General features: G+C 71.3%; 22 protein-coding genes and 1 pseudogene. 7 read left to right on the forward strand and 16 right to left on the reverse strand.

From position 1 onward, the window contains the following. From ABD224_RS23320 to ABD224_RS23345, 6 genes and pseudogenes are all read right to left on the reverse strand, one after another. Positions 1-1,326: pseudogene (locus ABD224_RS23320) on the reverse strand (nicotinate-nucleotide--dimethylbenzimidazole phosphoribosyltransferase); the annotation flags it as partial. Positions 1,327-1,673: 347 nt separating this feature from the next. Then, positions 1,674-2,882, reverse strand: coding sequence for a precorrin-6y C5,15-methyltransferase (decarboxylating) subunit CbiE (cbiE, locus tag ABD224_RS23325; RefSeq protein WP_344053059.1), 1,209 nt, complete (start codon positions 2,880-2,882; stop codon positions 1,674-1,676). A gap of 121 nt (positions 2,883-3,003) precedes the next feature. Further along, positions 3,004-3,651, reverse strand: a complete 648-nt coding sequence (locus ABD224_RS23330) for a GNAT family N-acetyltransferase (RefSeq protein WP_344053061.1) — start codon at positions 3,649-3,651, stop codon at positions 3,004-3,006. Between the two features lie 159 nt (positions 3,652-3,810). Beyond that, a complete protein-coding gene (locus tag ABD224_RS23335) occupies positions 3,811-4,653 on the reverse strand; it encodes a MetQ/NlpA family ABC transporter substrate-binding protein (protein WP_344053063.1) in 843 nt (280 codons plus the stop codon). A 73-nt stretch (positions 4,654-4,726) separates the two neighbouring features. Further along, positions 4,727-5,407 (reverse strand): methionine ABC transporter permease, encoded by a 681-nt coding sequence (locus ABD224_RS23340; protein WP_344053129.1) that lies wholly within the window; start codon positions 5,405-5,407, stop codon positions 4,727-4,729. Between the two features lie 62 nt (positions 5,408-5,469). Next, the gene (locus ABD224_RS23345) at positions 5,470-6,513 is read right to left on the reverse strand and encodes a methionine ABC transporter ATP-binding protein (protein WP_344053065.1); all 1,044 of its coding nucleotides are present in this window, start codon (positions 6,511-6,513) and stop codon (positions 5,470-5,472) included. Between the two features lie 589 nt (positions 6,514-7,102). Here ABD224_RS23345 and ABD224_RS23350 point away from each other — a divergent pair. Further along, positions 7,103-7,462: a hypothetical protein gene (locus ABD224_RS23350; protein WP_344053067.1), complete on the forward strand. Its 360-nt coding sequence runs from the start codon at positions 7,103-7,105 to the stop codon at positions 7,460-7,462. Next, on the forward strand, positions 7,443-7,895 hold the full coding sequence (locus ABD224_RS23355) for a hypothetical protein (RefSeq protein WP_425581037.1): 453 nt from the start codon (positions 7,443-7,445) through the stop codon (positions 7,893-7,895). Before ABD224_RS23350 ends, ABD224_RS23355 begins: the two co-directional genes overlap by 20 nt. A 255-nt stretch (positions 7,896-8,150) precedes the next feature. Here ABD224_RS23355 and ABD224_RS23360 read toward each other — a convergent pair whose 3' ends face one another. Further along, on the reverse strand, positions 8,151-8,648 hold the full coding sequence (locus ABD224_RS23360) for a GNAT family N-acetyltransferase (protein WP_344053071.1): 498 nt from the start codon (positions 8,646-8,648) through the stop codon (positions 8,151-8,153). A gap of 45 nt (positions 8,649-8,693) precedes the next feature. Continuing rightward, positions 8,694-9,200: an RNA polymerase sigma factor gene (locus ABD224_RS23365; RefSeq protein ID WP_344053073.1), complete on the reverse strand. Its 507-nt coding sequence runs from the start codon at positions 9,198-9,200 to the stop codon at positions 8,694-8,696. Between the two features lie 394 nt (positions 9,201-9,594). Between ABD224_RS23365 and ABD224_RS23370 the strand changes: the two genes are divergently transcribed. Continuing rightward, entirely contained in the window at positions 9,595-10,266 is a 672-nt protein-coding gene (locus tag ABD224_RS23370) for a lysophospholipid acyltransferase family protein (RefSeq protein ID WP_067399279.1), read from the forward strand. A gap of 70 nt (positions 10,267-10,336) precedes the next feature. Here the strand turns inward: ABD224_RS23370 and ABD224_RS23375 are convergent, their stop codons facing one another. The 3 genes from ABD224_RS23375 to ABD224_RS23385 all read right to left on the reverse strand — a co-directional run bounded on the left by ABD224_RS23375 (position 10,337) and on the right by ABD224_RS23385 (position 14,299). Continuing rightward, positions 10,337-11,308, reverse strand: coding sequence for an aldo/keto reductase (locus tag ABD224_RS23375; RefSeq protein WP_344053076.1), 972 nt, complete (start codon positions 11,306-11,308; stop codon positions 10,337-10,339). 260 nt (positions 11,309-11,568) lie between these two features. Then, positions 11,569-13,002, reverse strand: coding sequence for an argininosuccinate lyase (gene argH, locus ABD224_RS23380; RefSeq protein ID WP_344053078.1), 1,434 nt, complete (start codon positions 13,000-13,002; stop codon positions 11,569-11,571). A gap of 103 nt (positions 13,003-13,105) precedes the next feature. Next, entirely contained in the window at positions 13,106-14,299 is a 1,194-nt protein-coding gene (locus tag ABD224_RS23385) for an argininosuccinate synthase (RefSeq protein ID WP_344053080.1), read from the reverse strand. 435 nt (positions 14,300-14,734) lie between these two features. Here ABD224_RS23385 and ABD224_RS23390 point away from each other — a divergent pair, with 435 nt between their 5' ends. The 4 genes from ABD224_RS23390 to ABD224_RS23405 all read left to right on the forward strand — a co-directional run bounded on the left by ABD224_RS23390 (position 14,735) and on the right by ABD224_RS23405 (position 18,379). After that, a complete protein-coding gene (locus ABD224_RS23390) occupies positions 14,735-15,322 on the forward strand; it encodes a pyridoxamine 5'-phosphate oxidase family protein (RefSeq protein WP_344053082.1) in 588 nt (195 codons plus the stop codon). A 93-nt stretch (positions 15,323-15,415) separates the two neighbouring features. Then, positions 15,416-16,798, forward strand: a complete 1,383-nt coding sequence (locus tag ABD224_RS23395; RefSeq protein WP_344053084.1) for a ferredoxin reductase family protein — start codon at positions 15,416-15,418, stop codon at positions 16,796-16,798. Positions 16,799-16,827: 29 nt separating this feature from the next. After that, complete coding sequence (locus ABD224_RS23400; RefSeq protein WP_344053086.1) at positions 16,828-17,586, forward strand: FMN-binding protein; 759 nt, start codon at positions 16,828-16,830, stop codon at positions 17,584-17,586. A 55-nt stretch (positions 17,587-17,641) separates the two neighbouring features. After that, on the forward strand, positions 17,642-18,379 hold the full coding sequence (locus ABD224_RS23405; protein WP_425581038.1) for an FAD:protein FMN transferase: 738 nt from the start codon (positions 17,642-17,644) through the stop codon (positions 18,377-18,379). A gap of 44 nt (positions 18,380-18,423) precedes the next feature. Here ABD224_RS23405 and ABD224_RS23410 read toward each other — a convergent pair whose 3' ends face one another. From ABD224_RS23410 to argC, 5 genes are read right to left on the reverse strand one after another with little or no spacing between them, the layout of a single operon-like run. Further along, on the reverse strand, positions 18,424-19,014 hold the full coding sequence (locus tag ABD224_RS23410) for an arginine repressor (RefSeq protein ID WP_344053088.1): 591 nt from the start codon (positions 19,012-19,014) through the stop codon (positions 18,424-18,426). Between the two features lie 19 nt (positions 19,015-19,033). Beyond that, positions 19,034-20,245 (reverse strand): acetylornithine transaminase, encoded by a 1,212-nt coding sequence (locus ABD224_RS23415; RefSeq protein ID WP_344053090.1) that lies wholly within the window; start codon positions 20,243-20,245, stop codon positions 19,034-19,036. Beyond that, positions 20,242-21,159 carry an acetylglutamate kinase gene (gene argB / locus ABD224_RS23420; RefSeq protein WP_344053092.1) on the reverse strand — a complete coding sequence of 306 codons (918 nt, stop codon included), beginning with the start codon at positions 21,157-21,159 and terminating at the stop codon, positions 20,242-20,244. Before argB ends, ABD224_RS23415 begins: the two co-directional genes overlap by 4 nt. After that, complete coding sequence (gene argJ, locus ABD224_RS23425) at positions 21,156-22,307, reverse strand: bifunctional glutamate N-acetyltransferase/amino-acid acetyltransferase ArgJ (RefSeq protein ID WP_344053094.1); 1,152 nt, start codon at positions 22,305-22,307, stop codon at positions 21,156-21,158. Before argJ ends, argB begins: the two co-directional genes overlap by 4 nt. Continuing rightward, positions 22,304-23,332 carry an N-acetyl-gamma-glutamyl-phosphate reductase gene (argC, locus tag ABD224_RS23430; protein ID WP_344053096.1) on the reverse strand — a complete coding sequence of 343 codons (1,029 nt, stop codon included), beginning with the start codon at positions 23,330-23,332 and terminating at the stop codon, positions 22,304-22,306. Before argC ends, argJ begins: the two co-directional genes overlap by 4 nt. Positions 23,333-23,365 lie beyond the last annotated feature (33 nt).

Below are 23,365 nucleotides of genomic sequence, written 5' to 3' on the forward strand. Positions count from 1 at the left end.
CTGGTCCTCGATGCGTTCGAGGGTCTGCCAGTCGCTGCTCTGCAGGATCTGCTCGGCCTCCGGAGCGGTCCCGCCCGGGCCCTGCTCCGCGGGTGCGCCTTCGGCGCCGGCCCCGGGCTGGGGCTCCGCCTCCGCGACGGGCGCGGCGTCCACGGTCCCGGCGGTCTCCTCGGTCCGGGCGGTCGCGGCCTCATCGCCGGGCGCGTGCCCGGCCTCGGTGTGCCCGGCCTCGGTCACCGGCTCGTCACCGGGAGCCGGGGTGCCTCCGGGCTCCTGGTCGGCCTCGGCCGTCCGGCCGTCCGCCGGGTCCGGAACGCCCTCCGGGGCGTGCGCCGCCCCGGCCGTACCGTCCGGCACGCTTCCGGCGTCCGGCGCTCCACCGCTCGAAGCGGCTTCGCCCGCCCCGGCCGTCTGGTCGGCGCCGGCGGCAGGCGTGTCCTTCGTCTCGTCCTCGGGCACCGTCCCGGCCGCGGGCGCCTGCCCGTTCTCGGGCACCGGGCCGTTCACCGGGCCGTGGGGAGCAGCGGCCTGCGTCTGCTCACCCTCCGGGGCATGCACCCCTTCGACCGCACCACCGAGCACGGTTCCGGCCGCCGGCGTCTGTCCGCCCACCGGGCCGGGGGCGGCCGGAGCCTGCCCGCCCGCCTCGGCCGTGAGGGGGGCCGCCGGGGTCTGAGCCGCGGTGGCCTGGACCGGGGTGGCCTGGGTCGCGGTGGCCTGGGTCGGGACAACCGCGTCCGCGGCCGTCGCCCCCGGGCCGGCCGGCGGGGTCGTCTGAGCCGTCGGGGCCACCGGGGCCGCCGGGGCCGACGGGGCGCCCCAGGTGGCGACACCCTGCGGGGCCGGCTCGCGCACCGGGGAGACGACGGTGGAGTGCTCGGGGGTGACCGTGGGCGGTACGGGGCGCCGGGGCGGTACGGCCGCGGGACCGCGGTCGGCCAGGGAGCGGACCGGGCTCGTGGAGGTGTCCGGGATCGGCGGGCCGAGGTGCAGCGGGCGGCGCGGAGCCGCCGGCGCGGCGGGCGCGGCGGGCGCGGGTCCCGTGGGTTCGGGGTGCCGTACGCCCGTGAGGTCGACCGAGCCGGTGTCACGGCCGGAGATCTCGTGCGGTCCCGGCTCGTGGACGGCCTCGACGACGGGCTCCGGAGCGGGCGGAGGCACCTCGTTGCCCCACGCACCCTGGGAGCCGGGCAGCAGCAGATCCTCGTCCTCGGCGGGAGCCTCGGAGAGGTAGGCGTACGCACCGTGCGCGGCGACGCCCGGCTGTTCCACCATGCCTGCGCTCTCCGGCAGCCCCTCGCCCGGGACCTGGCCGGTGTCGGTCATGCGTACCCCTCGCCCATCGGTTTCGTGCTCCTACGACCAGTTCACCCGGAACGGCACGCCGACCGCCCCGCAGTGAAGAACGAGCATCCGCGCCCTGCGGCACGAACCGCCCGTCCGGAAAAGGCGACAAAGCCACTGAGTGGCATTCTCGCGGTCTTTCGGCCGCCGCGGCAGCGTGATCCGCGACAGCCCCCTGTGGACTGCGCCACGTTGCGCGCCCTCCCGTTCTGCCGTACCGCGCCCACCCCACATCGGATGAGCTTTCCAGGCATTGACGAACGATTGTCCGGATCGCCCGGTGCGGTGCGACAACCGGCTAGCCTACCGCGCGCAGTACGACAACCTGCTCACGGGGCGCGTTCGGGCAGCACACCGCTGAGCAGGAACACCACACTGCGCTCCTTCTCCGTCCACGCGCGCGTGTCGAGCGCGAGGGACTGCAGCAGGGCGCACTCGACCCGGTAGCCGTGCTCGGTGAGGTCGCGGCCGATGAGTTCGGCCGCGTCCCGGGTCGCGGCGTGGGTGACGATCCGCTGCGGGCGCCGGTCGGCCACCGCGGAGACCACGGCCGCTCCCCCGCCGCCGACACGGACGACGTCCGGTTCGGGCAGGTTCTCCAGAATGTGCGGGGCGCTGCCCCGCACCACCTGCGGCCGGACGCCGAAACGGCGCGCGGCCGACTCGGTGCGGGCGCAGGCCTCCGGGTCGCGGTCGACGGCGATGACGGCGGCGCCGGCGCGCGCGGCCTCGGTGGTGAAGGCGCCGCTGCCGCAGCCGATGTCCCACACCAGGTCGCCGATGCGCGGCCCGAGACGGGCCAGTTGGGCGGCCCGGAGCAGATCCGTTTCTCCTTCGCCGAGTGCGCCGCCGTAGGCCTCGGCCGGCTGGATCCAGCCGCGCGGTCCGCCGTCCGGGTCCCGTCCGGCGATCCAGCCGCCGTTCTCGGCGTTGCCCCCGCCTCCGATGACGATGACCACATTGGGGTCGCGCCAGGTGTGGTCGGCGGCCTTGTCGGAGGTGACGACGCTGACCTGTTCGCGCTCGGTGCCGAGTTCCTCGCAGACGACGAAGGTGCGGGGAACGCCCTCCAGAAGCAGGCCCAGTTCGGCGGGTCCGGCGCCGGGAGCGGTGAGCACGGCGACCTTGCCGTGGGCGCGGCACACATTCACCGCGCGCCGCAGGGTGCGCTTGTGCGCGACGACCACCTGGGCGTCGTCCCAGGGCATCCCGGCGCGGGCGAAGGCGGCGGCCACGGAGGACACGGCGGGCACGACCTCGACCTCCAGGCCGAACTCGGGTGCGCGCAGGGTCCGTACGACCCCGAAGAACCCCGGGTCGCCGTCGGCGAGCACCACGGCGGTCCCGCGGTGGGCGGCGATACGGCGGGCGGCGAGAGCGACGCTGCCGAGGCGGATGCGCTCGGCGGTGGGCGGCACCTCGGGCAGCGCCAGATGGTGGGCGGCTCCCGCCACGAGGGTGGCGGCGCTCAGCGCACTGCGCGCCGCGTCGGTCAGCGGCGAACCGTCCCAGCCGATCACCGTGACCCGGTCGGCCATCGTCGTCAGTCTCCAGGAATGCGCAGGTCATGAGGGTCGGATGCCCGGGAGCAGGCCTCGTGAGAGTACCTGGTGCGCCGGTACGCGCGCGGCAGGGCGCGGGGCCCGCCCTCCCGGCGTGTCAGTTCCAGTGGGGGAACTGGGGGAACGATGTGAAACCGCCGGTGTCGGCGAGCTGTTCGCCCGCGCCCTCCAGATCCTCCGGCAGCAGGCTCCACACGATGTAGTCGGTCCGTGTGTCGGTCCAGGTGCCGTCCTCGGCGCGGACATGCGCTATGCAGGCGCTGCGCAGCACGCCCTCGCTGATGCAGCCGATCTTCTGCGCCACCCGCTGGGAGGCGGTGTTGTCGGCGGCCGTGCGCAGCTCGATGCGTTCGAACTTCTGGTCGCTGAAGAGCCATTGAGCGGTGGCCAGCGCGGCCTCGGCGGCGTAGCCCTCGCCGCGGGCCCAGGGGGCGACGATGTACGACAGCTCGGTGGACCGCACGTGCCAGTCGGTCTTGGTCAGCCGGATGATGCCGACCAGCCGCTGAGTGATGAACTCGGTGATGGCGAGGTCCAGGCCGCGGCCGGCGGTGCGCTCGGCGGGGGCCTCCTCGGTGATCCAGGCGCGGGCGCCGTCCTCGGTGAACGGCTGGGGGATGTCGGTCCAGGCCGCGACCTGCTCGTCGTTCATCATCTCGGTCAGGGCGGGCACGTCGTCCTCCTCCAGAGGACGCAGCACCAACCGCTCCGTGCTGATGGAGATGTTGGGGAAGGTGCTAGTCATGCGCCGCTCCGTAACCTTCGGGAAAACCGTCAGGGTCTGCTGAACTGCCCAGCATGCAGCATGAAAGCACCGAACCGCACCACGGGGTCCACCCCCGCTGAGGGAGCGGACCCCGTCCATGGCCGTGCGGGACAGGCGCTGTGCGGATGGACGTGCGGATCAGAACGCCGGGATGACGGCGCCGTCGTACTTGTCCTCGATGAACTTCCTCACCTCGGGCGAGGTGAGCAGCTCGGCCAGCTTCTTCACGCGCGGGTCGTTCTCGCTGCCCTTCTTCACGGCAAGGAAGTTGGCGTACGGGTTGTCCTTGGCGGACTCGGCGGCGAGCGCGTCCTTGGCCGGGCTGAGCTTGGCCTCCAGCGCGTAGTTGCCGTTGATCACCGCGGCGTCGACGTCACCGAGGGAGCGCGGCAGCTGGGCCGCCTCCAGCTCCTTGAACGTGAGGTTCTTGGGGTTGGAGGTGATGTCCTTGGGGGTCGCCTCGTATCCGACGCCCTTCTTCAGCTCGATGACGCCGTTGGCCTCGAGCAGCTTCAGGGCACGGGCCTCGTTGGTGGTGTCGTTGGGCAGCGCGACGGTGGCGCCCTTCTTCAGGTCGGACAGCTGCTTGAGGCTCTTGGAGTAGACGCCGAGCGGCTCCAGGTGCACGGTGCCGCCCGGGACCGGGACGACATCGGTGCCGTTCTTCTTGTTGAAGTCGTCGAGGTACGGCTTGTGCTGGAAGTAGTTGGCGTCGACCTGCCCCTGCTGGACGGCCGTGTTCGGGGTGACGTAGTCGGTGAACTCCTTCACCTCCAGCTTCAGGCCGGCCTTCTCCGCCAGGTTGTCCTTGACATAGGCGAGGATCTCGCCGTGCGGAGTGGGGGTGGCGGCGACCGTCAGCGTGGCGTTCGCGTCGGCCTTGGAGGAGCCGGAGTCCGAGCCGGAGCCGCAGGCGGTGAGCCCGAGGGTGAGGGCTCCGGCGGCCAGGACAGCAGAGGTGATCTTGACGGTGTTACGCACGAAAAGTGCCTTTCCTCGGTGGTACGACCCCGTCGGGAAGGAACGGGGGAGTCAGAAAGTCGTGTGGAGGGGCTCAGGCGGCCTTGCTCACATCGGCGGCCTTGGGCTCCTTCGTCCTCAGCAGCCGCAGCCTCGGCTCGGGGCCGGAGCGGCCCGCGCGGCGGTGCAGGGCGCGGGCGGCGAGGTCACCGGCGAACTGGATGGCCGAGATGACCACGGCGAGAATCCCCACGGTGATCCACATCAGCTGGGTGTCGAAGCGCTGGTAGCCGTAGCGGACGGCGATGTCGCCGAGGCCGCCGGCGCCGACGGTGCCCGCCATCGCGGTGTAGCCGATGAGGGCGACGACCGTGGTGGTGGTCGAGGAGATCAGCGAGGGCAGGGCCTCGGGCACGAGGACCTTGCGCACGACGGTCCAGGTGTTGCCGCCCATGGCCTGCACGGCCTCGACCAGCCCGCTGTCCACCTCACGGACGGCCGTCTCGACGAGCCGGGCGAAGAAGGGGATGGCGCCGATGGCCAGCGGCACGATGGCGGCCTCGCGGCCGATCGTGGTGCCGGTGACCCAGCGGGTGAAGCCCATCAGGGCGACCATCAGGATGATGAACGGCATCGAGCGGGTGATGTTCACGAGCTGCCCGATCACCTTGTTGGCGACCACGTTCTGCAGCAGCCCGCCCCGGTCGGTGAGAACCAGCAGGATGCCGAGGGGAAGGCCGCCGACGACGGCGATGAGTGTGGACCAGCCGACCATGTAGAGGGTGTCCCAGCAGGCCTGGGACAGCAGCGGCCACACCTCCGAGAACTCGGCCCGGTTCACTCGGCACCTTCCTTCACCAGGGCGGGCCGGTCCGCGGTCCGGCCGATGACGTCGATCTGCAGGCCCCTCTCGCGCAGGAAGCCGATGGGCACCACGTTGTCCTCGTAGCGGCCGGGCAGTTCGATGCGCATCCGGCCGATCTGGAGGCCGCCGACGGTGTCGATGGCGGCACCGAGGATCGAGATGTCGATGTTGTAGGTGCGGGCCAGCTGGGAGACGACGGGCTGGGTGGCGCTCTCTCCCCGGAAGGTGATGTCGACGACGGTCCGGTCCTCGCCGGTGGCGTCCCCGCTCACCGGGAAGAGCGCGGCGGCCAGCGCCGAGCCCGGGGTGGCGAGCAGTTCGCCGACCGTGCCGGACTCGACGATGCGCCCCTTCTCCATGAGCGCGGCGGAGTCGCAGATGGACTTCACCACGTCCATCTCGTGCGTGATGAGCAGGATGGTCAGGCCGAGCTGCCGGTTCAGGTCGCGCAGCAGCTGGAGGATGGAGCGGGTGGTCTCCGGGTCGAGGGCGCTGGTGGCCTCGTCGGACAGCAGGACCTTGGGGTCGCCGGCCAGGGCACGGGCGATGCCGACGCGCTGCTTCTGGCCGCCGGAGAGCTGGGCAGGGTAGGCCTTGGCCTTGTCGGCGAGGCCGACGAGATCGAGCAGTTCGAGCGCCTTGCGGGAACGTTCCTTCCCGGATGTGCCGAGGATCTCCAGGGGAAGTTCGACGTTGTCCTGCACGGTGCGCGAGGACAGCAGGTTGAAGTGCTGGAAGACCATGCCGATCCGGCTGCGCGCCCGCCGCAGTTCCTTGCCCGCCCGCGGGCCGCGCCCGGCGAGGGCGGTGAGGTCCTGTCCGTCGACGACGACCGTGCCGGAGGTGGGACGCTCCAGCAGGTTGACGCAACGGATCAGCGAGGACTTGCCGGCGCCGGACTGGCCGATGACGCCGTACACCTCGCCCTCGCGAACGTGCAGGTCGACGCCGTCGAGCGCGGTGATCTCGCGGCCGCGTGAACTGTAGACCTTGGTGAGGCCCGATGTGGTGATCACGTGGGTTTCCGTCACTGTCGAGTGCGCGGCGCGTTCTGGGCGCCGGGCACGGCATTCATGGTCGGGTACCGCCAGAACGCAGCACGGTTCCCGCAAAGGTGGTGGCAGCAGGAGAAACGTGTGCGCGGGGGCGTGGCTCAGCCGTGGGCGCCGGACGGGGCGCGGGCGTGAGCGGGCGCTCGCTTCGGGGCGCGAGGCTCAGCTGGTGCAGGGGCCCTCTAGCAGGCGCACATTCGACACGCAGCACACAGACAACGAGCACCGGGCGGCACGGTCGCCTCGGTCACCGGGATGCGGTCGCTCGTCGTGGTCATGCGATCAGTAAACCAGACCCGCGATGCCGGTACGTCCTTCCCGTCCACATGCTGGACATACATGGACACCCTGCCCGCACCGCACGGACCCCGGCATCCGCACCGGATGCCTTGTACTGACAAGGCCCGCCACGGCCGTTGGGGGATTTCCGCCGGGGCACGCGGCGCACGGGACTGTGGCCAACGCCACGGCGGCGGACCCGCGAACGGGCCGGCCGCGACCGCCGGGCCGGGCCGGAGGCGGCGTCCCACCCGCCGCGTAATAAGGTCGCAGCATGCTTGATGTCCTGATGCTGGTGACCGGCGTCGCCGCGCTGCTGCTCGCCGCCTGGTGCGGCTGGGCGGCCTACCGCGACCAGCCCACGAAGGACTGGCACTTCATCGGGATGGCCGTGGTCTCGGTGCTGGCTCTTGTCCAGCTGGTGGCCGGAATCGTGGCACTGGCGCGGGGCGACAGGCCGGACCAGGGGACAACGATCTTCGTGGCGTATCTGCTGGGCGCCTTCGCATGCATACCGGCGACCGGGTTCATGTCACTGGCCGAGCGCACCCGCTGGGGCTCGGTGACGGTCGCGGCGGGCGGTGTCGTTCTCGCCGTACTGGAGGTGCGGCTCTATGACATCTGGGGAGGCTGAGGTGACCGCCGTGGGGGAGAAGCCGGCCAGGGCCCGCCTCATCAAGGGCCCGGGCCTGCTGCTGGTCTGGCTGTACGGCGTGATGGTCGTCGGCGCGGTGTCGCGCTCGGCCTACCAGATCGCGACCGACTTCGACCGGGCGCCGCTGGCCTACTCGCTCTCGGCCGTCGCCGGCGTGGTGTACGGCTTCATCACGTACTCGCTGGTGCGCGGCGGGGAGACGGCCCGCAGACTGGCCCTGGTGTGCTGCGCGGCGGAGCTCGCGGGTGTGCTGGGGGTCGGGACCTGGACGCTCGTCGACCCGTCCGCGTTCCCCGATGCGACCGTGTGGTCGCAGTACGGCATGGGCTATCTCTTCATCCCGGTGCTGCTTCCGCTGACGGCCATCCGCTGGCTGCGCACGGCCCGGAAGCAGCAGCCGGAAAGTCCCTGACGTCCGTGACCGGGGTCCCTCGTCCGGACCGGGCCGGACCCCACGAGCCCGGTCCGGACGAGAGGCTTCGGGAGAACCCGGGAAGCCTCGGAAGAACTCCAGGAGAACACCGGAAGAACTCCGGGGGAACCCCCGGAGAGCCCCGGAAGACGGGAGAACCCCGGAAGAACCCCGGAAGAACCCCGGAAGAACCCCGGAAGAAGAGGTCTCGGAGAGACCCCGGGAAGAAGAGGTCCTGGGAGAAAGGCCCCGCCTCTACGCGGTCGCCGCGTAGGTGTCGGCCGGCTTCTCCAGGACGACCATCGGAATGCCGTCGGCCCCCTGGGCGGTGCCCACCTGCCGGTAGCCGACACGCCGGCACAGACGGAGGTTGCCCTCGCTGCGGTGCCCCGTGTGCAGGCGGAACCTGGTGGCACCACGCTCCTCGGCCAGTGCGGACTCGGCCGCTCTCAGCAGCCGGGCGCCGATGCCGTGTCCCTGCAGGCGCGGGTGGACGCAGAGCATGCCGATGGAGGCCGCGCCGTCCTCGGTGATCCGGCCGCGTACCGCGCCGACCACCTCCTCGCCGAGCCGCGCCACGAAGACGCAGTTCTGAGCCACCTCCTGACGGACCGAGTCGAGGCTCTCGACGAGCGGGTCGATGCGGTAGTTGCCGTAGAGGGCGGCCTCGCTCTGGAAGCACAGGTACTGCAGCCTGAAAATCTGTTCGGCGTCCTGTTCGGTCGCCGCAGAGATGGTCACGCTCATGCCCATGTGCGCATGCCTCCCGCTCATCTGATCACCGGTTGTCCCTCACTCCTATCCCCGCACTTCATGGGCCGCAACCTCCGGCGCGAGCAAACGTCTCAGACATCCCAGACATCTGGAGCGTTCCGGACCAAGACTGCCCTGTGAGATACCCAACTCCCCCGCGATCTCCCGGTAGGTGAGGTCACGCGGCGACAACAGCGCCTCCAGCAGCCGGGGGCAGCGGCCGGGCAGCCGGCGCACCGCCGCGCGCAGGGCGTGACGGCGGGCGGAGGCCAGGACGAGCTGCTCGGGACCGCGCTCGCTGTCGTCGGCGGGTTCCCGGCTGTACGGCCGCTCGATGCGATGCGTCCGGCGGATGCGGCCGGCCTCGAAGCGGACGGCTCTGCGCAGCCAGCCCGGCGGATCGGGTGGCGGGCCGCCCGCCTCCAGAAGCTCCAGCAGCCGTAGCCAGACCGCTTGTTCGAGGTCGTCGGGCTCGGCCCCGCAGGCATGCGCCTCCGCCGAGGCCTCGGCGGCGAGCAGCGGGCGCAGGGCGATGACCATGTCATGCGTCATATGCGGCACGACGCGGCCGTCCCGGCTGCGGGTTTCCGAAACGGGCTGGTTCACCCCGAACGGGTGGAATGGTTCAGCGGTTGACGTGCCGACGGGTCCGGCCCAAGGCAGCGGGACCGGGGGCCGCCGTCTCCTCCGGCCGCTGTGCGCCACGGCCACCGGTCCCCTTCCCGGAGCGACGAGCGGCCGCCGCCCCGCCGCTCGGGGCATTCGCGGTGTTCATGACGTTCCGTACGGGTTACCGGGAGGCAACAGACCTGCCGCACAGGGAAACGTATGTCAATAGTGCGTAAGAGTCGGTGCGCCGGATGTGCAATCGTGACCTGGGCGCGAGTATCGTCCTCACCTGCACAGACTCCACCGTCCCTCGACATCTCTGATCCCGGAGGGCCCGTTGTCCCGCTTCGCGCTCCTCAAGGCAGTGCTCGGACCGATCATGCGCCTGATGTTCCGCCCACGGGTGGAGGGTGTGGAGCACATCCCGAGCGAGGGCCCCGTCATCCTGGCCGGCAACCATCTGACGTTCATCGACTCGATGATCCTGCCCCTCGTCTGCGACCGGCAGGTCTTCTTCATCGGCAAGGACGAGTACGTCAAGGGCAAGGGTCTCAAGGGCCGGCTGATGGCCTGGTTCTTCACCGGGGTCGGCATGATCCCGGTCGACCGCGACGGCGGCAAGGGCGGGGTCGCGGCCCTGATGACGGGCCGCCGGGTCCTGGAGGAGGGCAAGGTCTTCGGCATCTACCCCGAGGGCACGCGCTCCCCCGACGGCCGCCTGTACCGGGGGCGCACCGGTATCGCGCGTCTGACGCTGATGACCGGCGCGCCGGTGGTGCCGTTCGCGATGATCGGCACGGACAGGATCCAGCCGACCGGGGCGGGCATGCCGCGGCCGTGCCGGGTCACGGTCCGCTTCGGTGAGCCGATGGAGTTCTCCCGGTACGAGGGGATGGACCGGGACCGGTATGTGCTGCGGGCGGTGACGGACTCCGTGATGGCCGAGGTCATGCGGCTGTCCGGCCAGGAGTACGTCGACATGTACGCCACCAAGGCGAAGGCGGCGTGATCACGCCTTCCCGTACGGCCCCCGGCTCGTCGGCGCGGGCCGTACGGGAGCGGTCCGTATTCCTCACTCCTCAGTGCCAGGGCAGCTGTCCGCGCCGCTGCCAGTACGTCCGCGGGTCCTCCGCCAGCGTCTCCAGGCGTGCGACCTGCTCCTCGTCAAGGTCCACGGCCGGGGCACGGAGGTTGGAGAGAAGCTGGCCGGGGGTGGCGGCGCCGGAGAGGACGACCCCGGCCCAGGGGCGGCGCAGGATCAGGGCGAGGGCGACCGCGTCGCAGCTGTGGCCCGCCTCCCGGGCCACAGCCTTGAGGGGCTCGGGGGCGTGGGGTTCCGCGAGACGTCCGTTGGCCATGCCCTCCTTGACGATCACCGTGAGCCCGGCCTCGTGCGCCTCGGCGAGGGCCGGCTCCGCGGAGGTCTCCAGGACGTTGTACGTCGACTGGACGGTGCGGAAGAGGCGTTCGCCGTCGACGGTCACCTCGAGGGCGGCCCGGATGGCGTCGGCCTGGGCGGGTCCGCTGGTGGAGAAGCCGATGGTGAGGCCCTGTGCGGCGGCCTCGGCGAGGCGTGCGTGCAGCTTCCTGTCGGTGAGGGCGGGGCTGTCCGGGGTCACCGAGTGGATCTGGTAGAGGTCGAGGCGGTCGCCGAGCAGTTCGGCGGTCTCGGCGCGCTGGCGTTCGTAGGCGGCGAGGCTGTGGTCCTTGACCTCGTGCTGTGCGGCGTCGGTGCTCCAGTCCGCCGTGTAGGTGTAGCCCCACTTGCTGCCGATCACCACGTCGTCGGCGTCGGGGCGGGTCCTCAGCCAGTCGGCGAGGAACTCCTCCGAGCGGCCGTAGGAACGGGCGGCGTCGACGTAGCGGACGCCCTGGGCGTAGGCGGCGTCCAGAAGTTCATGGGTGCGCTCGCGCAGGGCCTCGACGGTGCGGTCGGCCGGAAGGTCCCGCTCCCGGCCGAGGTTGATGTAGGCGGGCCGCCCGACCGCGGCGAGCCCCAGACCGACGTGGCAGGTGGGAGTCGTGGCCGAGGCCAGCCGGTCGAAGGACATCGCGGGCTCCGTTCGGTCGGTTCCGGGTCGGTTCCGTGCGGCGCCGGTCCCTCGAGGCCGTGAAGGACGCTGAGGAACGGTGGGGAACTGTGAACCAACCTAACCCGCGGACACCCGGGCCCTGCCGTCGCACTGCCGTCGTCCACCCGTGGGGCGGGTCCGTTCGGCGACGGGTCCCGCCGAACGGACGGACGAAACGGATGAGAAGGTGACGGGACGGCAGGGGCCGAGGATGTGCGTGCGTGCCGCTTCCGCTGCCGTTACTGCTTCTTCCTCGCGTCCGCCCACTGGCGCTGGGCCGCCACGTCCGCCTTGACCTCGGCGAGCTGGACGGCGACGGCGCTCGGGGCGGTGCCGCCGCGCCCGGCGCGGGCGGCGAGGGCGCCGGGGACGTCGAGGACCGTACGCACCTCGGGGGTGAGATGGGCGGAGATCTTCGCGAACTGCTCGTCGGTGAGCTCGTCCAGCTCCTTGCCCTCGGCCTCGGCGGTCTTCACGCACTCACCGGCGATCTCGTGCGCCTCCCGGAACGGCACCCCCTGCCGGACCAGCCACTCGGCGACGTCGGTGGCCAGCGAGAAGCCGGCCGGGGCCAGCTCCTCCATGCGCTCGCGGTGGACGGTGAGGGTGGCGATCATGCCGGTGAACGCGGGGAGCAGGATCTCCAGCTGGTCGCAGGAGTCGAAGACGGGCTCCTTGTCCTCCTGCAGATCGCGGTTGTAGGCGAGGGGCAGGCCCTTCAGCGTCGCCAGCAGCCCCGTCAGGTTGCCGATCAGCCGGCCGGACTTGCCGCGTGCCAGCTCCGCGATGTCCGGGTTCTTCTTCTGCGGCATGATCGAGGAGCCGGTGGAGAAGGCGTCGTGCAGGGTCACGAAGGAGAACTCCTTCGTGTTCCAGATGATGATCTCCTCGGCGATCCGGGAGAGGTTCACACCGATCATCGCGGTGATGAAGGCGAACTCGGCGACGAAGTCCCGGGAGGCGGTGCCGTCGATGGAGTTGCCGACGCTGCCGCGCTCGAAGCCGAGGTCCTGCGCCACCGCCTCGGGGTCCAGTCCGAGGCTGCTGCCCGCGAGCGCCCCCGAGCCGTACGGCGAGACCGCCGTCCGCTCGTCCCACTGGCGCAGCCGCTCGGCGTCCCGCGCCAGGGCCTGGACGTGCGCGAGGACGTGATGGGCGAAGAGGACGGGCTGGGCGTGCTGGAGATGGGTGCGGCCGGGCATGGCCACGTCCGGGTGGGCCTCCGCGAGGCCGATCAGCGCCTCCTGGAGGTCGGCGAGCAGGCCGCCGATGATCCGGGCGTGGTCGCGCAGATACATGCGGAAGAGGGTGGCGACCTGGTCGTTGCGGGACCGGCCGGCGCGCAGCTTGCCGCCGAGTTCGGGGCCGAGGCGCTCGAGCAGGCCGCGTTCCAGGGCGGTGTGCACGTCCTCGTCGGCGACGGTGCCCGTGAAGGCGCCCGAGGCCACGTCCGCCTCGAGCCGGTCGAGCCCGGCCAGCATGCGCCGGAGCTCGTCCTCGGTGAGCAGTCCCGCCCGGTGCAGCACACGCGCGTGGGCGCGGGAGCCGGCGATGTCGTAGGGCGCGAGCCGCCAGTCGAAGTGGACGGACGCGGACAGCTTCGCCAGGGCTTCGGCCGGACCGTCGGCGAAACGGCCGCCCCAGAGCCGTACGTCACCGCTGTTGCTGCTCACTGCGTTGCTCCTCAAAAGGTTGTCTTTGCGCGAACCGCCTCCCCACCCTTGCAGGCGAGGAGGCGGCTGTCAGGTCGATGTGTGTGAGGGTGACCCGTGAACGTTACGCCAGGTCCCGCTTGGCAGCGATCTTCGACGACATGCTGTAGATGTCGATGAAGCCCTTGGCCGCGGACTGGTCGAAGGTGTCGCCGGTGTCGTAGGTGGCGAGGTTGAAGTCGTACAGCGACTCCTCGGAGCGGCGGCCGGTGACGACCGCGCGGCCGCCGTGCAGGGTCATCCGGATGTCGCCGGAGACGTGCTGGTTGGCCTCGTTGATGAAGCCGTCCAGGGCGCGCTTGAGCGGCGAGAACCACATGCCGTCGTAGACGAGTTCGCTCCAGCGCTGCTCGACCTGCCGCTTGTAGCGGCCGAGTTCGCGCTCGACGGTGACGTTCTCCAGCTCCTGGTGGGCGGTGATCAGGGCGATCGCGCCCGGAGCCTCGTACACCTCGCGGGACTTGATGCCGACGAGGCGGTCCTCGACCATGTCGATCCGTCCGACGCCCTGGGCACCGGCGCGCTCGTTGAGCTGCTGGATGGCCTGCAGGACGGTGACGGGCTTGCCGTCGATGGCGACCGGGACGCCCTCCTTGAAGGTGATGATCACCTCGTCGGGCTCACGGGGGACGGCCGGGTTCTGGGTGTACTCGTAGATGTCCTCGATCGGCGCGTTCCAGATGTCCTCGAGGAAGCCGGTCTCGATGGCCCGGCCGAAGACGTTCTGGTCGATGGAGTAGGGCGACTTCTTGGTGGTCGCGATCGGCAGGCCCTTCTCCTCGCAGAACGCGATGGCCTTGTCCCGGGTCATCGCGTAGTCCCGGACCGGGGCGATGCACTTCAGGTCGGGGGCGAGGGCGGCGATGCCGGCCTCGAAGCGGACCTGGTCGTTGCCCTTGCCGGTGCAGCCGTGGGCGACGGTGGTGGCGCCGTGCTTCCTGGCGGCGGCGACCAGGTGCTTGACGATCGTCGGCCGGGACAGGGCGGAGACCAGCGGGTAGCGGTCCATGTAGAGGGCGTTGGCCTTGATCGCCGGGAGGCAGTACTCGTCGGCGAACTCCTCCTTGGCGTCGGCGACCTCGGCCTCGACGGCACCGCAGGCGAGCGCACGCTTGCGAATGACGTCCAGGTCCTCGCCGCCCTGGCCGACGTCGACCGCGACGGCGATGACCTCGGCGCCCGTCTCCTCGGCGATCCAGCCGATGGCGACGGAGGTGTCCAGACCGCCCGAGTAGGCGAGTACGACGCGCTCGGTCACGGGTTTCTCCTCACACTGCATTCACTGACATGCATGAGTATGCAGAACTCTGCATGATTCGTCAATCACGGCAGGGCGCGCCGCGGATCCCGGAAGATCCCACGGAACTCCTCCGCCACCCCGTGAACGAGCACAACCGCCTTCCCGTATCTCTCGCAGAACGCAGGCGCCGCATCCGTCACGGCGATCGACCGCATCAAGATCGCCACCGGCCGCACCGCCGCACCCCTCAGGGCCTGGACGACCTCGCCCCGTGCACCCTCACCGAGTGAGGTCGTGCGCCTTCACCTCGTTCCGTCATGCGAGGTGACACATGACCGTGGCCGCCCCGCACAAGCGCCGGCCGGGGCGGCCACGACCGGCACAGCGACCGGCACGGCCAACGCCGCGACATGCACTGGGCGGCGGGGCGAAATGCCTGAATAATCGCGGAACATGGGAAAAACTTATGAGCGCCTGGACGGCAGGCTGCGCGCTTTCATCGAGGAACAGCCCCTCTTCTTCACCGCGACCGCTCCGCTGTCCGGCGACGGCACGGTCAACCTCTCCCCCAAGGGCCTGAAGGGCTCCCTCGCGGTGCTCGACGAACGCACCGTGGCCTATCTGGACTTCGCCGGGTCCAACGCGGAGACGATCGCGCATCTGCGCGAGAACGGCCGGATCACCCTCATGTGGTGCGCCTTCCAGGGGCCGCCCACCATCGTGCGCGTCCACGGCAAGGGCGAGCCGGTCTTCCGTGACGATCCGCGCTTCAAGGAACTCCTCGCCCGTTTCCCCGACATCGACCCCACTCCGCACGGGCTGCGCGCGATCATCGTCGTGCACGCCGAACTGATCCGGGACACCTGCGGATACGCGGTTCCCCTCATGACGTACGAGAGGGACCGCGACCTGCACGGCAGGCGCTTCGCACGCGAGGACGACGCCTCGCTGAACGAGTACTTCACCAAGAAGGAACACGTGGCCACAAGCCTGGACGGCCTGCCCGGACTGCCTCTGCCCCTGCCGCCGTCCCCGGCCTGATCCGGCGGCGCGACGGCCCGGCCGGATGCTGAACACTCGGCGCACCCAGCACGTATCTGTGAGCGGCCAAGGTCGAATCGCCACGGAGGAACCGTGACCACCACGCTCGCAGGAGGCCGCGCCGCCCGGCGCCAGACGATGCGCCGCATCCGGCCACGTCGCTCCCCCGCCATCCCGCTGCTGCTCGCCGTCGCAGCAGGCGGCGCGGGCGTCCTCTGGCTGTGGTGGGTGAACACCCCGTCCATCGCCGACACGGGCGGACGGATCGTCAACGCGGGCCGGATCACCGGTCTGCTCGCCGGTTACCTCATGGCACTGGTCGTGCTGCAGATGGCACGCGTGCCCGCCCTGGAACGCCGGGTCGGCTCCGACCGGGTCGCCCGCTGGCACGCCATGAGCGGCCGTTACACGCTCTGCCTGGTGATCGCGCACGTCTTCCTCACCATGTGGGGCTACGCGCTGCAGGCCGGCAAGTCGCTCGGCGACATCGTGGAGCAGACGATCAGCTCCGTCAACGAGCTGCCGGACATGGGCAAGGCCGCCATCGGCACCGGTCTGCTGCTCGTCATCGGGCTGATCTCGATCGGCCCGGTGCGCCGGCTGCTGCCGTACGACGCCTGGTACCACGTGCACCTGCTCACCTATGCGGCGGTGTTCCTGACGTTCTGGCACCAGATCACCACCGGCAACGACTTCGCCGTCGAGCCGGCCGCCAAGACCTTCTGGTACGCCCTGTACGGCACGGTGACCTTCATGGTGATCTGGTACCGGATCCTCACCCCGATCCGGCTGAACCTGCGTCACCGGATGCGGGTGGAGGCGGTGATCGAGGAGACGCCGGGCGTCGTGTCGGTGCTGATCAGCGGCAGGAAGCTGCACCGGATGGGGGCGGAGGCCGGGCAGTTCTTCCGCTGGCGGTTCCTGGCGCCGGGCATGCGGTTCTCCTCGCACCCCTACTCGCTGTCGGCGGCGCCCCGCCCGAACCTGCTGCGCATCACCGTCAAGGCGATCGGCGACCACAGCGCCCGGCTGCGCGAGCTGAGGCCCGGCACCCGGGTGTGGGCGGAGGGCCCATACGGTGCGCTGACCGCACACCGGCGCAGCCGCGGCAAGGTGCTGCTGATCGCGGGCGGGGTCGGCATCACCCCGATGCGGGCGCTGTTCGAGACACTGCCCGGCGCGGCCGGTGACATCACCCTGCTGTACCGGGCCAACAGCACCCAGGACCTGGTCCTGTGGGACGAGTTGGCGAAGATCGCCGAGGAACGCGGAGCCCGGCTGATGTACGCGGTGAACAGCCCCGACGGCGCACGCCCCGACATCTCCGCGGAGTCCCTGAGACGAAAGATCCCCGACATCGACCGTCACGACGTCTTCATGTGCGGCCCGCCCGGTTTCGCGCAGTCGGTGTACGAGGCACTGCGCGGCGCGGGAGTCCCCGCCCGCCGTATCCATCACGAGTCGTTCGAGATGTGAGCGACGGGATTTCAGGAGCCTGGAAGAAGATGAGGAAGAGCCACCCCCTCCGACGCGCCGTACTCGTCGGTGCCGCGACCGTGTCCGGCATCGTGCTGCTGCTGTCGCTGAAACCGACGACCGACCCGGCCTCCGCCTCGGCGTCCGGCCTGCCCCCGGCGGCCCAGGCGCCGCAGGGCGGCAGCGGGGCACAGAAGACGGGCACCCAGAACATCACCGGTGACGTGGTCCGGACCCCGTACGGATCGGTGCAGGTCCGGCTGACCGTCAGCGACGGCAGAATCGTTGAGGCAGCCGCGGTGCAGGCGCCGCAGGGCGGGACCAGCGGCCAGAAGACCCAGCTGGCCGTGCCCAGGCTCAACCAGGCGGCCGTGGCCGCGCAGAGCGCGGACATCGACACGGTGTCCGGAGCCACCTACACCAGCAACGGCTACAAGCAGTCGCTGCAGTCGGCGCTGGACAAGATGAAGGCGAGCGGCGGCCCCTCCGGTTCCTCGGACTCCGGCGCCGCCCAGGCCCGCACCGTCACCGGCAAGGCCGTCCAGACCCCGTACGGGCCGGTGCAGGTCCGCATCACGGTCAGCGGCGGGAAGATCACCAAGGCCGAGGCGGTGCAGGCGCCGCAGGGCGGGACCAGCGGCCAGAAGACCCAGCTGGCCGTGCCCAGGCTCAACCAGGCGGCCGTGGCGGCCGGCAGCGCGGACATCGACGCGGTGTCCGGGGCGACGTACACCAGCAACGGCTACCGGCAGTCGCTGCAGTCGGCGCTGGACCAGGCCGGTGGCTGAGGCCATGACCGGGCCGGCGAGCCCTCCCGCCGCGGTGCGTCACGCGGAGGAGGTCATGGGGACGGTCTTCTCCTTCGACATCCGCGGCGGGGAGCCCGAGGCGGTGCACACGGCTCTGCGCGAGGCGGTCGCCGGGCTGCACCGGGCCGACGAGGTGTTCAGCACCTACCGCGACGACAGCCAGATCTCCCGGCTGGCGCGCGGGGAGCTCACCGTGGAGGAGTGCGATCCCGAGGTCGCCGAGGTCCTCGCCCTGGGCGCCGAGGCCGAGCGGACCGGCGAGGGCTGGTTCAGCCTGCGCTACCAGGGGGACCTGGACCCGACCGGGATCGTCAAGGGCTGGGCCACCGAACGGGCCGCCCGGCACATCGCGGCGGCGGGCGTGGACGGGGTCAGTGTGAACGGCGGCGGGGATGTGCAGCTGCTGGGCTCCCCCGGCCCGCAGCGGCCCTGGCGGGTCGGTGTGTCGGACCCCCTGCGCCCCGGCGCGCTGGCCGCGGTGGTCTCCGCCGCGGGGGCCGAGGAGCTGGCGGTGGCCACCTCGGGCACGGCGGAGCGCGGGGCCCATATCGTGGACCCCCGCACCGGCCGCTCCGCGGTCACCGACCTGGTGGCGGTCACGGTGATCGCCCCCCGGCTGACCTGGGCGGACTGCTGGGCCACGACCGCGTTCGCGATGGGCTCGCGGGAAGGGCTGGCCTGGCTGGAGTCCCTGCCGGACGTGGAGGGGCTGCTGATCACGGCCGGCGACGAGGTGCGGTGCACCGCGGGACTCGCCGCCTGGCTGGGGTGAGGCTCCGGCGGCGCCGCCGGAGGGCACGGCTGCCCGCGACGGGGTCAGTTCCCGCTCTGGGCGCTCCCGTTCTGGGCGCTCCCGCTCTGGGCCAGCCGCAGCAAGTGGTCCGCCAGTTCCTGGCCCCCCTGGGGGTCCCGGCTGATCAGCAGCACCGTGTCGTCACCGGCGATCGTCCCGAGGATCTCGTGCAGCTCGGCCTGGTCGATCGCCGAGGCGAGGAACTGCGCCGCCCCCGGGGGCGTGCGCAGGACCACCAGGTTCGCGGAGGCCTCCGCGGAGATCAGCAGCTCCTGCGAGAGCCGCCGCATCCGCTGCTCCTTGACCGACTCCCCCAGCGGCGCACGCGGTGTGCGGAAACCGCCCTCGCTCGGCACCGCGTAGATCAGGTCGCCGTCGGTGTTGCGGATCTTCACCGCGTTCAGCTCGTCCAGGTCCCGCGACAGCGTCGCCTGGGTGACGCTCAGCCCGTCGTCGGCCAGCAGCTTCGCCAGCTGGCTCTGCGAGCGCACCGGCTGCCGGTTGAGGATGTCCACGATCCGGCGGTGGCGCGCGGTGCGCGTCTGCGGTACGGCGGGCCCGGAGGTCGTGGCTGCGGTCCGCCCGGTCTGCCCGTGGTCCTGCGCCTGACTCATCGTCGTCTCATTCTCCGGCTCATCCGTCCCCGCCTGCCTTGTCCAGGATGCCGGACAGTGCCCCGAGGAAGGCGTCCACCGCGTCGTCGCCGAGGTTCAGCGGCGGCGTCAGCCGTACGACGTCGGGGGTGGGCGCGTTCACCAGGAAACCGGCCTCCTGAGCCGCCTGCTGCACCTGAGGCGCGCGCGGCTCGGTCAGCACGATACCCAGGAGCAGTCCGGCGCCCCGGACATGGCCGGTCAGCGGATGGCCCAGGGACTCGATTCCCTCGCGCAGCTTCTCGCTCTGCCGCTTGACGTTCTCCAGCAGCCCCTCGTCCGCGATCGTGTCGAGGACCGCGAGTCCGGCGGCGCAGGCGACCGGGTTGCCGCCGAAGGTCGTGCCGTGCTGACCGGGCCGGAGCAGGCCGGCGGCGCGTCCGAAGGCGACGGTGGCACCGAGCGGCAGCCCGCCGCCGAGGCCCTTGGCGAGGGTGACGACGTCCGGCAGGACGCCCTCGTGGGCCTGGTACGCGAACCAGTGCCCGGTGCGGCCGATGCCGGTCTGCACCTCGTCGAGGACCAGCAGCGCGCCGGTGGCCGCCGTGATCGCGCGGGCCGCCTTCAGATAGCCGGGCGGGGGCACCACGACGCCGTTCTCGCCCTGCACGGGCTCGATGACGACGAGGGCGGTGTCCTCGGTGACCGCGGCGGCCAGCGCCTGCGCGTCCCCGTACGGCACATGGGTGACCTCGCCGGGCAGCGGCCGGAACGGCTCCTGCTTGGCGGGCTGGCCGGTGAGCGCGAGGGCGCCCATCGTGCGGCCGTGGAAGCCGCCCTCGGTGGCGACCATGTGCCGGCGGCCCGTCAGCCGGCCGATCTTGAAGGCGCCCTCGTTGGCCTCGGCGCCGGAGTTGCAGAAGAACACCCTGCCGTTCCTGCCGAAGAGCTGCAGCAGACGCTCGGCGAGGGCGACGGGCGGCTCGGCGATGAACAGGTTCGAGACATGCCCGAGGGAGGCGATCTGCCGGCTGACCGCCTCGACGACCGCGGGGTGGGCGTGTCCGAGCGCGTTGACCGCGATGCCGCCGACGAAGTCCAGGTACTCGTTGCCGTCGGCGTCCCACAGCCGGACGCCCTCGCCGCGGACGAGGGGGAGGCGCGGCGTGCCGTAGTTGTTCATGAGCGCGTTCTGCCAGCGCGCGGTCAGCTGCTCGTTGCCCGCGCCCCGGTGCGCGTTCCGGCTGCTCATGACTCCCCCTGTTCGTCCTGTTCGTCCGGTACGACCATCGTGCCGATGCCCTCGTCGGTGAAGATCTCCAGCAGGATCGAGTGCTGCACCCGGCCGTCGATGACGCGGGCGGTGCGCACCCCGTTGCGCACGGCGTGCAGGCAGCCCTCCATCTTCGGGACCATGCCCGAGGACAGCTCCGGCAGCAGCTTCTCCAGCTCGCTCGCGGTCAGGCGGCTGATCACCTCGTCGGAGTTCGGCCAGTCCTCGTAGAGCCCCTCGACGTCGGTGAGAACCATGAGGGTTTCGGCGCCCAGTGCCGCAGCGAGTGCCGCAGCCGCCGTATCAGCATTGACGTTGTAGACATGTCCGTCGTCCTGGGAGCGGGCGATCGAGGAGACGACCGGGATACGGCCGTCGGCGAGCAGTGCCTCGATCGCGCCCGTGTCGATCCCGGTGATCTCGCCCACCCGTCCGATGTCGACCGGCTCCCCGTCGATCTCGGGGGTGTGCTTGGTGGCGGTGATGGTGTGCGCGTCCTCGCCGGTGAGGCCGACGGCGAGCGGCCCGTGCCGGTTGAGCAGCCCGACCAGCTCCCGCTGCACCTGGCCGGCCAGCACCATCCGTACGACGTCCATGGCGTCCTCGGTGGTGACTCTGAGGCCCGCCTTGAACTCGCTGACGATGCCGTGCTTGTCCAGGGCCGCGCTGATCTGCGGGCCGCCGCCGTGCACGACGACCGGCTTCAGTCCGGCATGCCGCAGGAAGACGACGTCCTGTGCGAAGGCGGCCTTCAGCTCCTCGTTCACCATGGCGTTGCCGCCGAACTTGATGACGACGATCTTGCCGTGGTGCCGGGTCAGCCAGGGCAGTGCCTCGATGAGGATCTGCGCCTTGGGCAGCGCGGTGTGCTTACGCGTGGTTCCGGAGCTCATGACGAATAGGCGCTGTTCTCGTGGACGTAGTCGGCGGTCAGGTCGTTGGTCCAGATGGTGGCGGTCTCGCTGCCGGCGGCGAGGTCGGCGACGATGTGGACCTCGCGGTAGCGCATGTCGACCTTCTCGCGGTCCTCGCCGACGCTTCCGTTCTTGCACACCCAGACGCCGTTGATGGCGACGTTGAGCCGGTCGGGCTCGAAGGCGGCGGAGGTGGTGCCGATCGCGGACAGGACGCGGCCCCAGTTGGGGTCCTCGCCGTGGATGGCGCACTTGAGGAGGTTGTTGCGGGCGATGGAGCGGCCCACCTCCACGGCGTCGTCCTCGGTCGCGGCGTTGACGACCTCGATCCTGATGTCCTTGCTGGCGCCCTCGGCGTCCCTGATGAGCTGCTGCCCGAGGTCGTCGCACACGGCCCGTACGGCCTCGGCGAACTCCTCGTGGCCGGGGGTGATCCCGGAGGAGCCGGAGGCGAGCAGCAGCACGGTGTCGTTGGTGGACATGCAGCCGTCGGAGTCGATGCGGTCGAAGGTGACCCGGGTGGCGGCGCGCAGGGCCTTGTCGAGGACGTCGGCCTCGAGGTCGGCGTCGGTGGTGAGGACGACGAGCATGGTGGCGAGGCCGGGGGCGAGCATGCCGGCGCCCTTGGCCATGCCGCCGACGGTCCAGCCGTCCTTGGTGACGACGGCGGTCTTGTGGACGGTGTCGGTGGTCTTGATGGCGATGGCGGCCTTCTCGCCGCCGTGCTCGGAGAGCTGGGCGGCGGCCGTCTCGATGCCCGGCAGCAGCTTGTCCATGGGGAGCGGGACGCCGATGAGGCCGGTGGAGCAGACGGCGACCTCGATGGGGCCGATGCCGAGCACCTCGGCGGCCTTCTCGGCGGTGGCATGGGTGTCCTGGAACCCCTTGGGTCCCGTGCAGGCGTTGGCGCCGCCGGAGTTGAGGACGACCGCGGAGAGCCGGCCGGTCTTGAGGACCTGCTCGGACCACAGGACGGGAGCGGCTTTGACACGGTTGGAGGTGAAGACGCCGGCGGCGGCGCGGCGGGGGCCGGTGTTGACCACGAGGGCCAGGTCCGGGTTGCCGTTCTCCTTGATTCCGGCGGCGATGCCCGCCGCCTGGAATCCCTTGGCTGCCGTGACGCTCACGGGGCGACTCCGATCGTGGAAAGTCCGGTGGTCTCGTCGAGTCCGAGGGCGATGTTCATGCTCTGCACGGCGCCGCCCGCCGTGCCCTTGGTCAGGTTGTCGATGGCGCTGATCGCGACGACGCGGTGGGCGACGGGGTCGTACGCGACCTGGAGCTGCACGGCGTTGGAGCCGTACACGGCCGCGGTGGCGGGCCACTGTCCCTCGGGGAGGAGGTGGACGAAGGGCTCGTCGGCACAGGCCTTCTCGTAGGCGGCGCGCACGGACTCGGCGGTCACGCCGGGCCTGGCCTTCGCGCTGCACGTGGCGAGGATGCCGCGGGGCATCGGCGCCAGGGTGGGGGTGAAGGACACGGTGACCGGTTCCCCCGCCACCGCGCTGAGGTTCTGGACCATCTCGGGGGTGTGCCGGTGGACGCCGCCGACGCCGTAGGGGGACATGGAGCCCATGACCTCGGAGCCGAGCAGGTGCGGCTTGAGCGCCTTGCCGGCGCCGGAGGTGCCGGAGGCGGCGACGATCACGGCCTCGTTCTCGACGAGGCCGGCCGCGTAGGCCGGGGCGAGGGCGAGGGAGGCGGCGGTGGGGTAGCAACCGGGTACCGCGATGCGCTTGGACCCCTCCAGCGCGGCGCGGGCACCCGGAAGTTCGGGAAGGCCGTAGGGCCAGGTGCCGGCGTGCGGGGAGCCGTAGTACTTCTCCCAGTCGGCCGGGTCCTTCAGCCGGAAGTCGGCACCCAGGTCGATGACGAGGACGTCGTCGCCGAGCTGCTCGGCGACGGCGGCGGACCGGCCGTGCGGCAGGGCGAGAAGAACGACGTCGTGCCCGGCGAGGGCCTCGGCGGTGGTCTCCTCGAGGACGCGGTCGGCCAGGGGCAGCAGGTGCGGCTGCAGCGCGCCGAGGCGCTGTCCGGCGCTGGAGTTCCCGGTCAGGGCGCCGATCTCGACCTCGGGGTGCGCCAGCAGCAGCCGCAGCGCCTCTCCGCCCGCGTATCCACTCGCTCCGGCGACCGCCACACGTACAGCCATGAACCCTCCTCCTTGATGGCATGACTATACGTA

This window comes from Streptomyces thermoalcalitolerans (genome assembly GCF_039525155.1).
In the GTDB taxonomy this organism is placed as follows: Bacteria; Actinomycetota; Actinomycetes; order Streptomycetales; family Streptomycetaceae; genus Streptomyces; species Streptomyces thermovulgaris.

What these genes read in the sequence shown, in the direction of transcription:
- argB (WP_344053092.1), bottom strand. Translation starts at nt 21,159, where the DNA reads ATGAGCTCCGGAACCACGCGTAAGCACACCGCGCTGCCCAAGGCGCAG.
- ABD224_RS23350 (WP_344053067.1), top strand. Translation starts at nt 7,103, where the DNA reads ATGCTTGATGTCCTGATGCTGGTGACCGGCGTCGCCGCGCTGCTGCTC.
- ABD224_RS23355 (WP_425581037.1), top strand. Translation starts at nt 7,443, where the DNA reads ATGACATCTGGGGAGGCTGAGGTGACCGCCGTGGGGGAGAAGCCGGCC.
- ABD224_RS23340 (WP_344053129.1), bottom strand. Translation starts at nt 5,407, where the DNA reads ATGGTCGGCTGGTCCACACTCATCGCCGTCGTCGGCGGCCTTCCCCTC.
- ABD224_RS23405 (WP_425581038.1), top strand. Translation starts at nt 17,642, where the DNA reads ATGGGGACGGTCTTCTCCTTCGACATCCGCGGCGGGGAGCCCGAGGCG.
- ABD224_RS23410 (WP_344053088.1), bottom strand. Translation starts at nt 19,014, where the DNA reads ATGAGTCAGGCGCAGGACCACGGGCAGACCGGGCGGACCGCAGCCACG.
- ABD224_RS23390 (WP_344053082.1), top strand. Translation starts at nt 14,735, where the DNA reads ATGGGAAAAACTTATGAGCGCCTGGACGGCAGGCTGCGCGCTTTCATC.
- ABD224_RS23375 (WP_344053076.1), bottom strand. Translation starts at nt 11,308, where the DNA reads ATGTCCTTCGACCGGCTGGCCTCGGCCACGACTCCCACCTGCCACGTC.
- ABD224_RS23365 (WP_344053073.1), bottom strand. Translation starts at nt 9,200, where the DNA reads ATGACGCATGACATGGTCATCGCCCTGCGCCCGCTGCTCGCCGCCGAG.
- ABD224_RS23415 (WP_344053090.1), bottom strand. Translation starts at nt 20,245, where the DNA reads ATGAGCAGCCGGAACGCGCACCGGGGCGCGGGCAACGAGCAGCTGACC.
- ABD224_RS23400 (WP_344053086.1), top strand. Translation starts at nt 16,828, where the DNA reads ATGAGGAAGAGCCACCCCCTCCGACGCGCCGTACTCGTCGGTGCCGCG.
- ABD224_RS23330 (WP_344053061.1), bottom strand. Translation starts at nt 3,651, where the DNA reads ATGACTAGCACCTTCCCCAACATCTCCATCAGCACGGAGCGGTTGGTG.
- argC (WP_344053096.1), bottom strand. Translation starts at nt 23,332, where the DNA reads ATGGCTGTACGTGTGGCGGTCGCCGGAGCGAGTGGATACGCGGGCGGA.
- ABD224_RS23360 (WP_344053071.1), bottom strand. Translation starts at nt 8,648, where the DNA reads ATGGGCATGAGCGTGACCATCTCTGCGGCGACCGAACAGGACGCCGAA.
- cbiE (WP_344053059.1), bottom strand. Translation starts at nt 2,882, where the DNA reads ATGGCCGACCGGGTCACGGTGATCGGCTGGGACGGTTCGCCGCTGACC.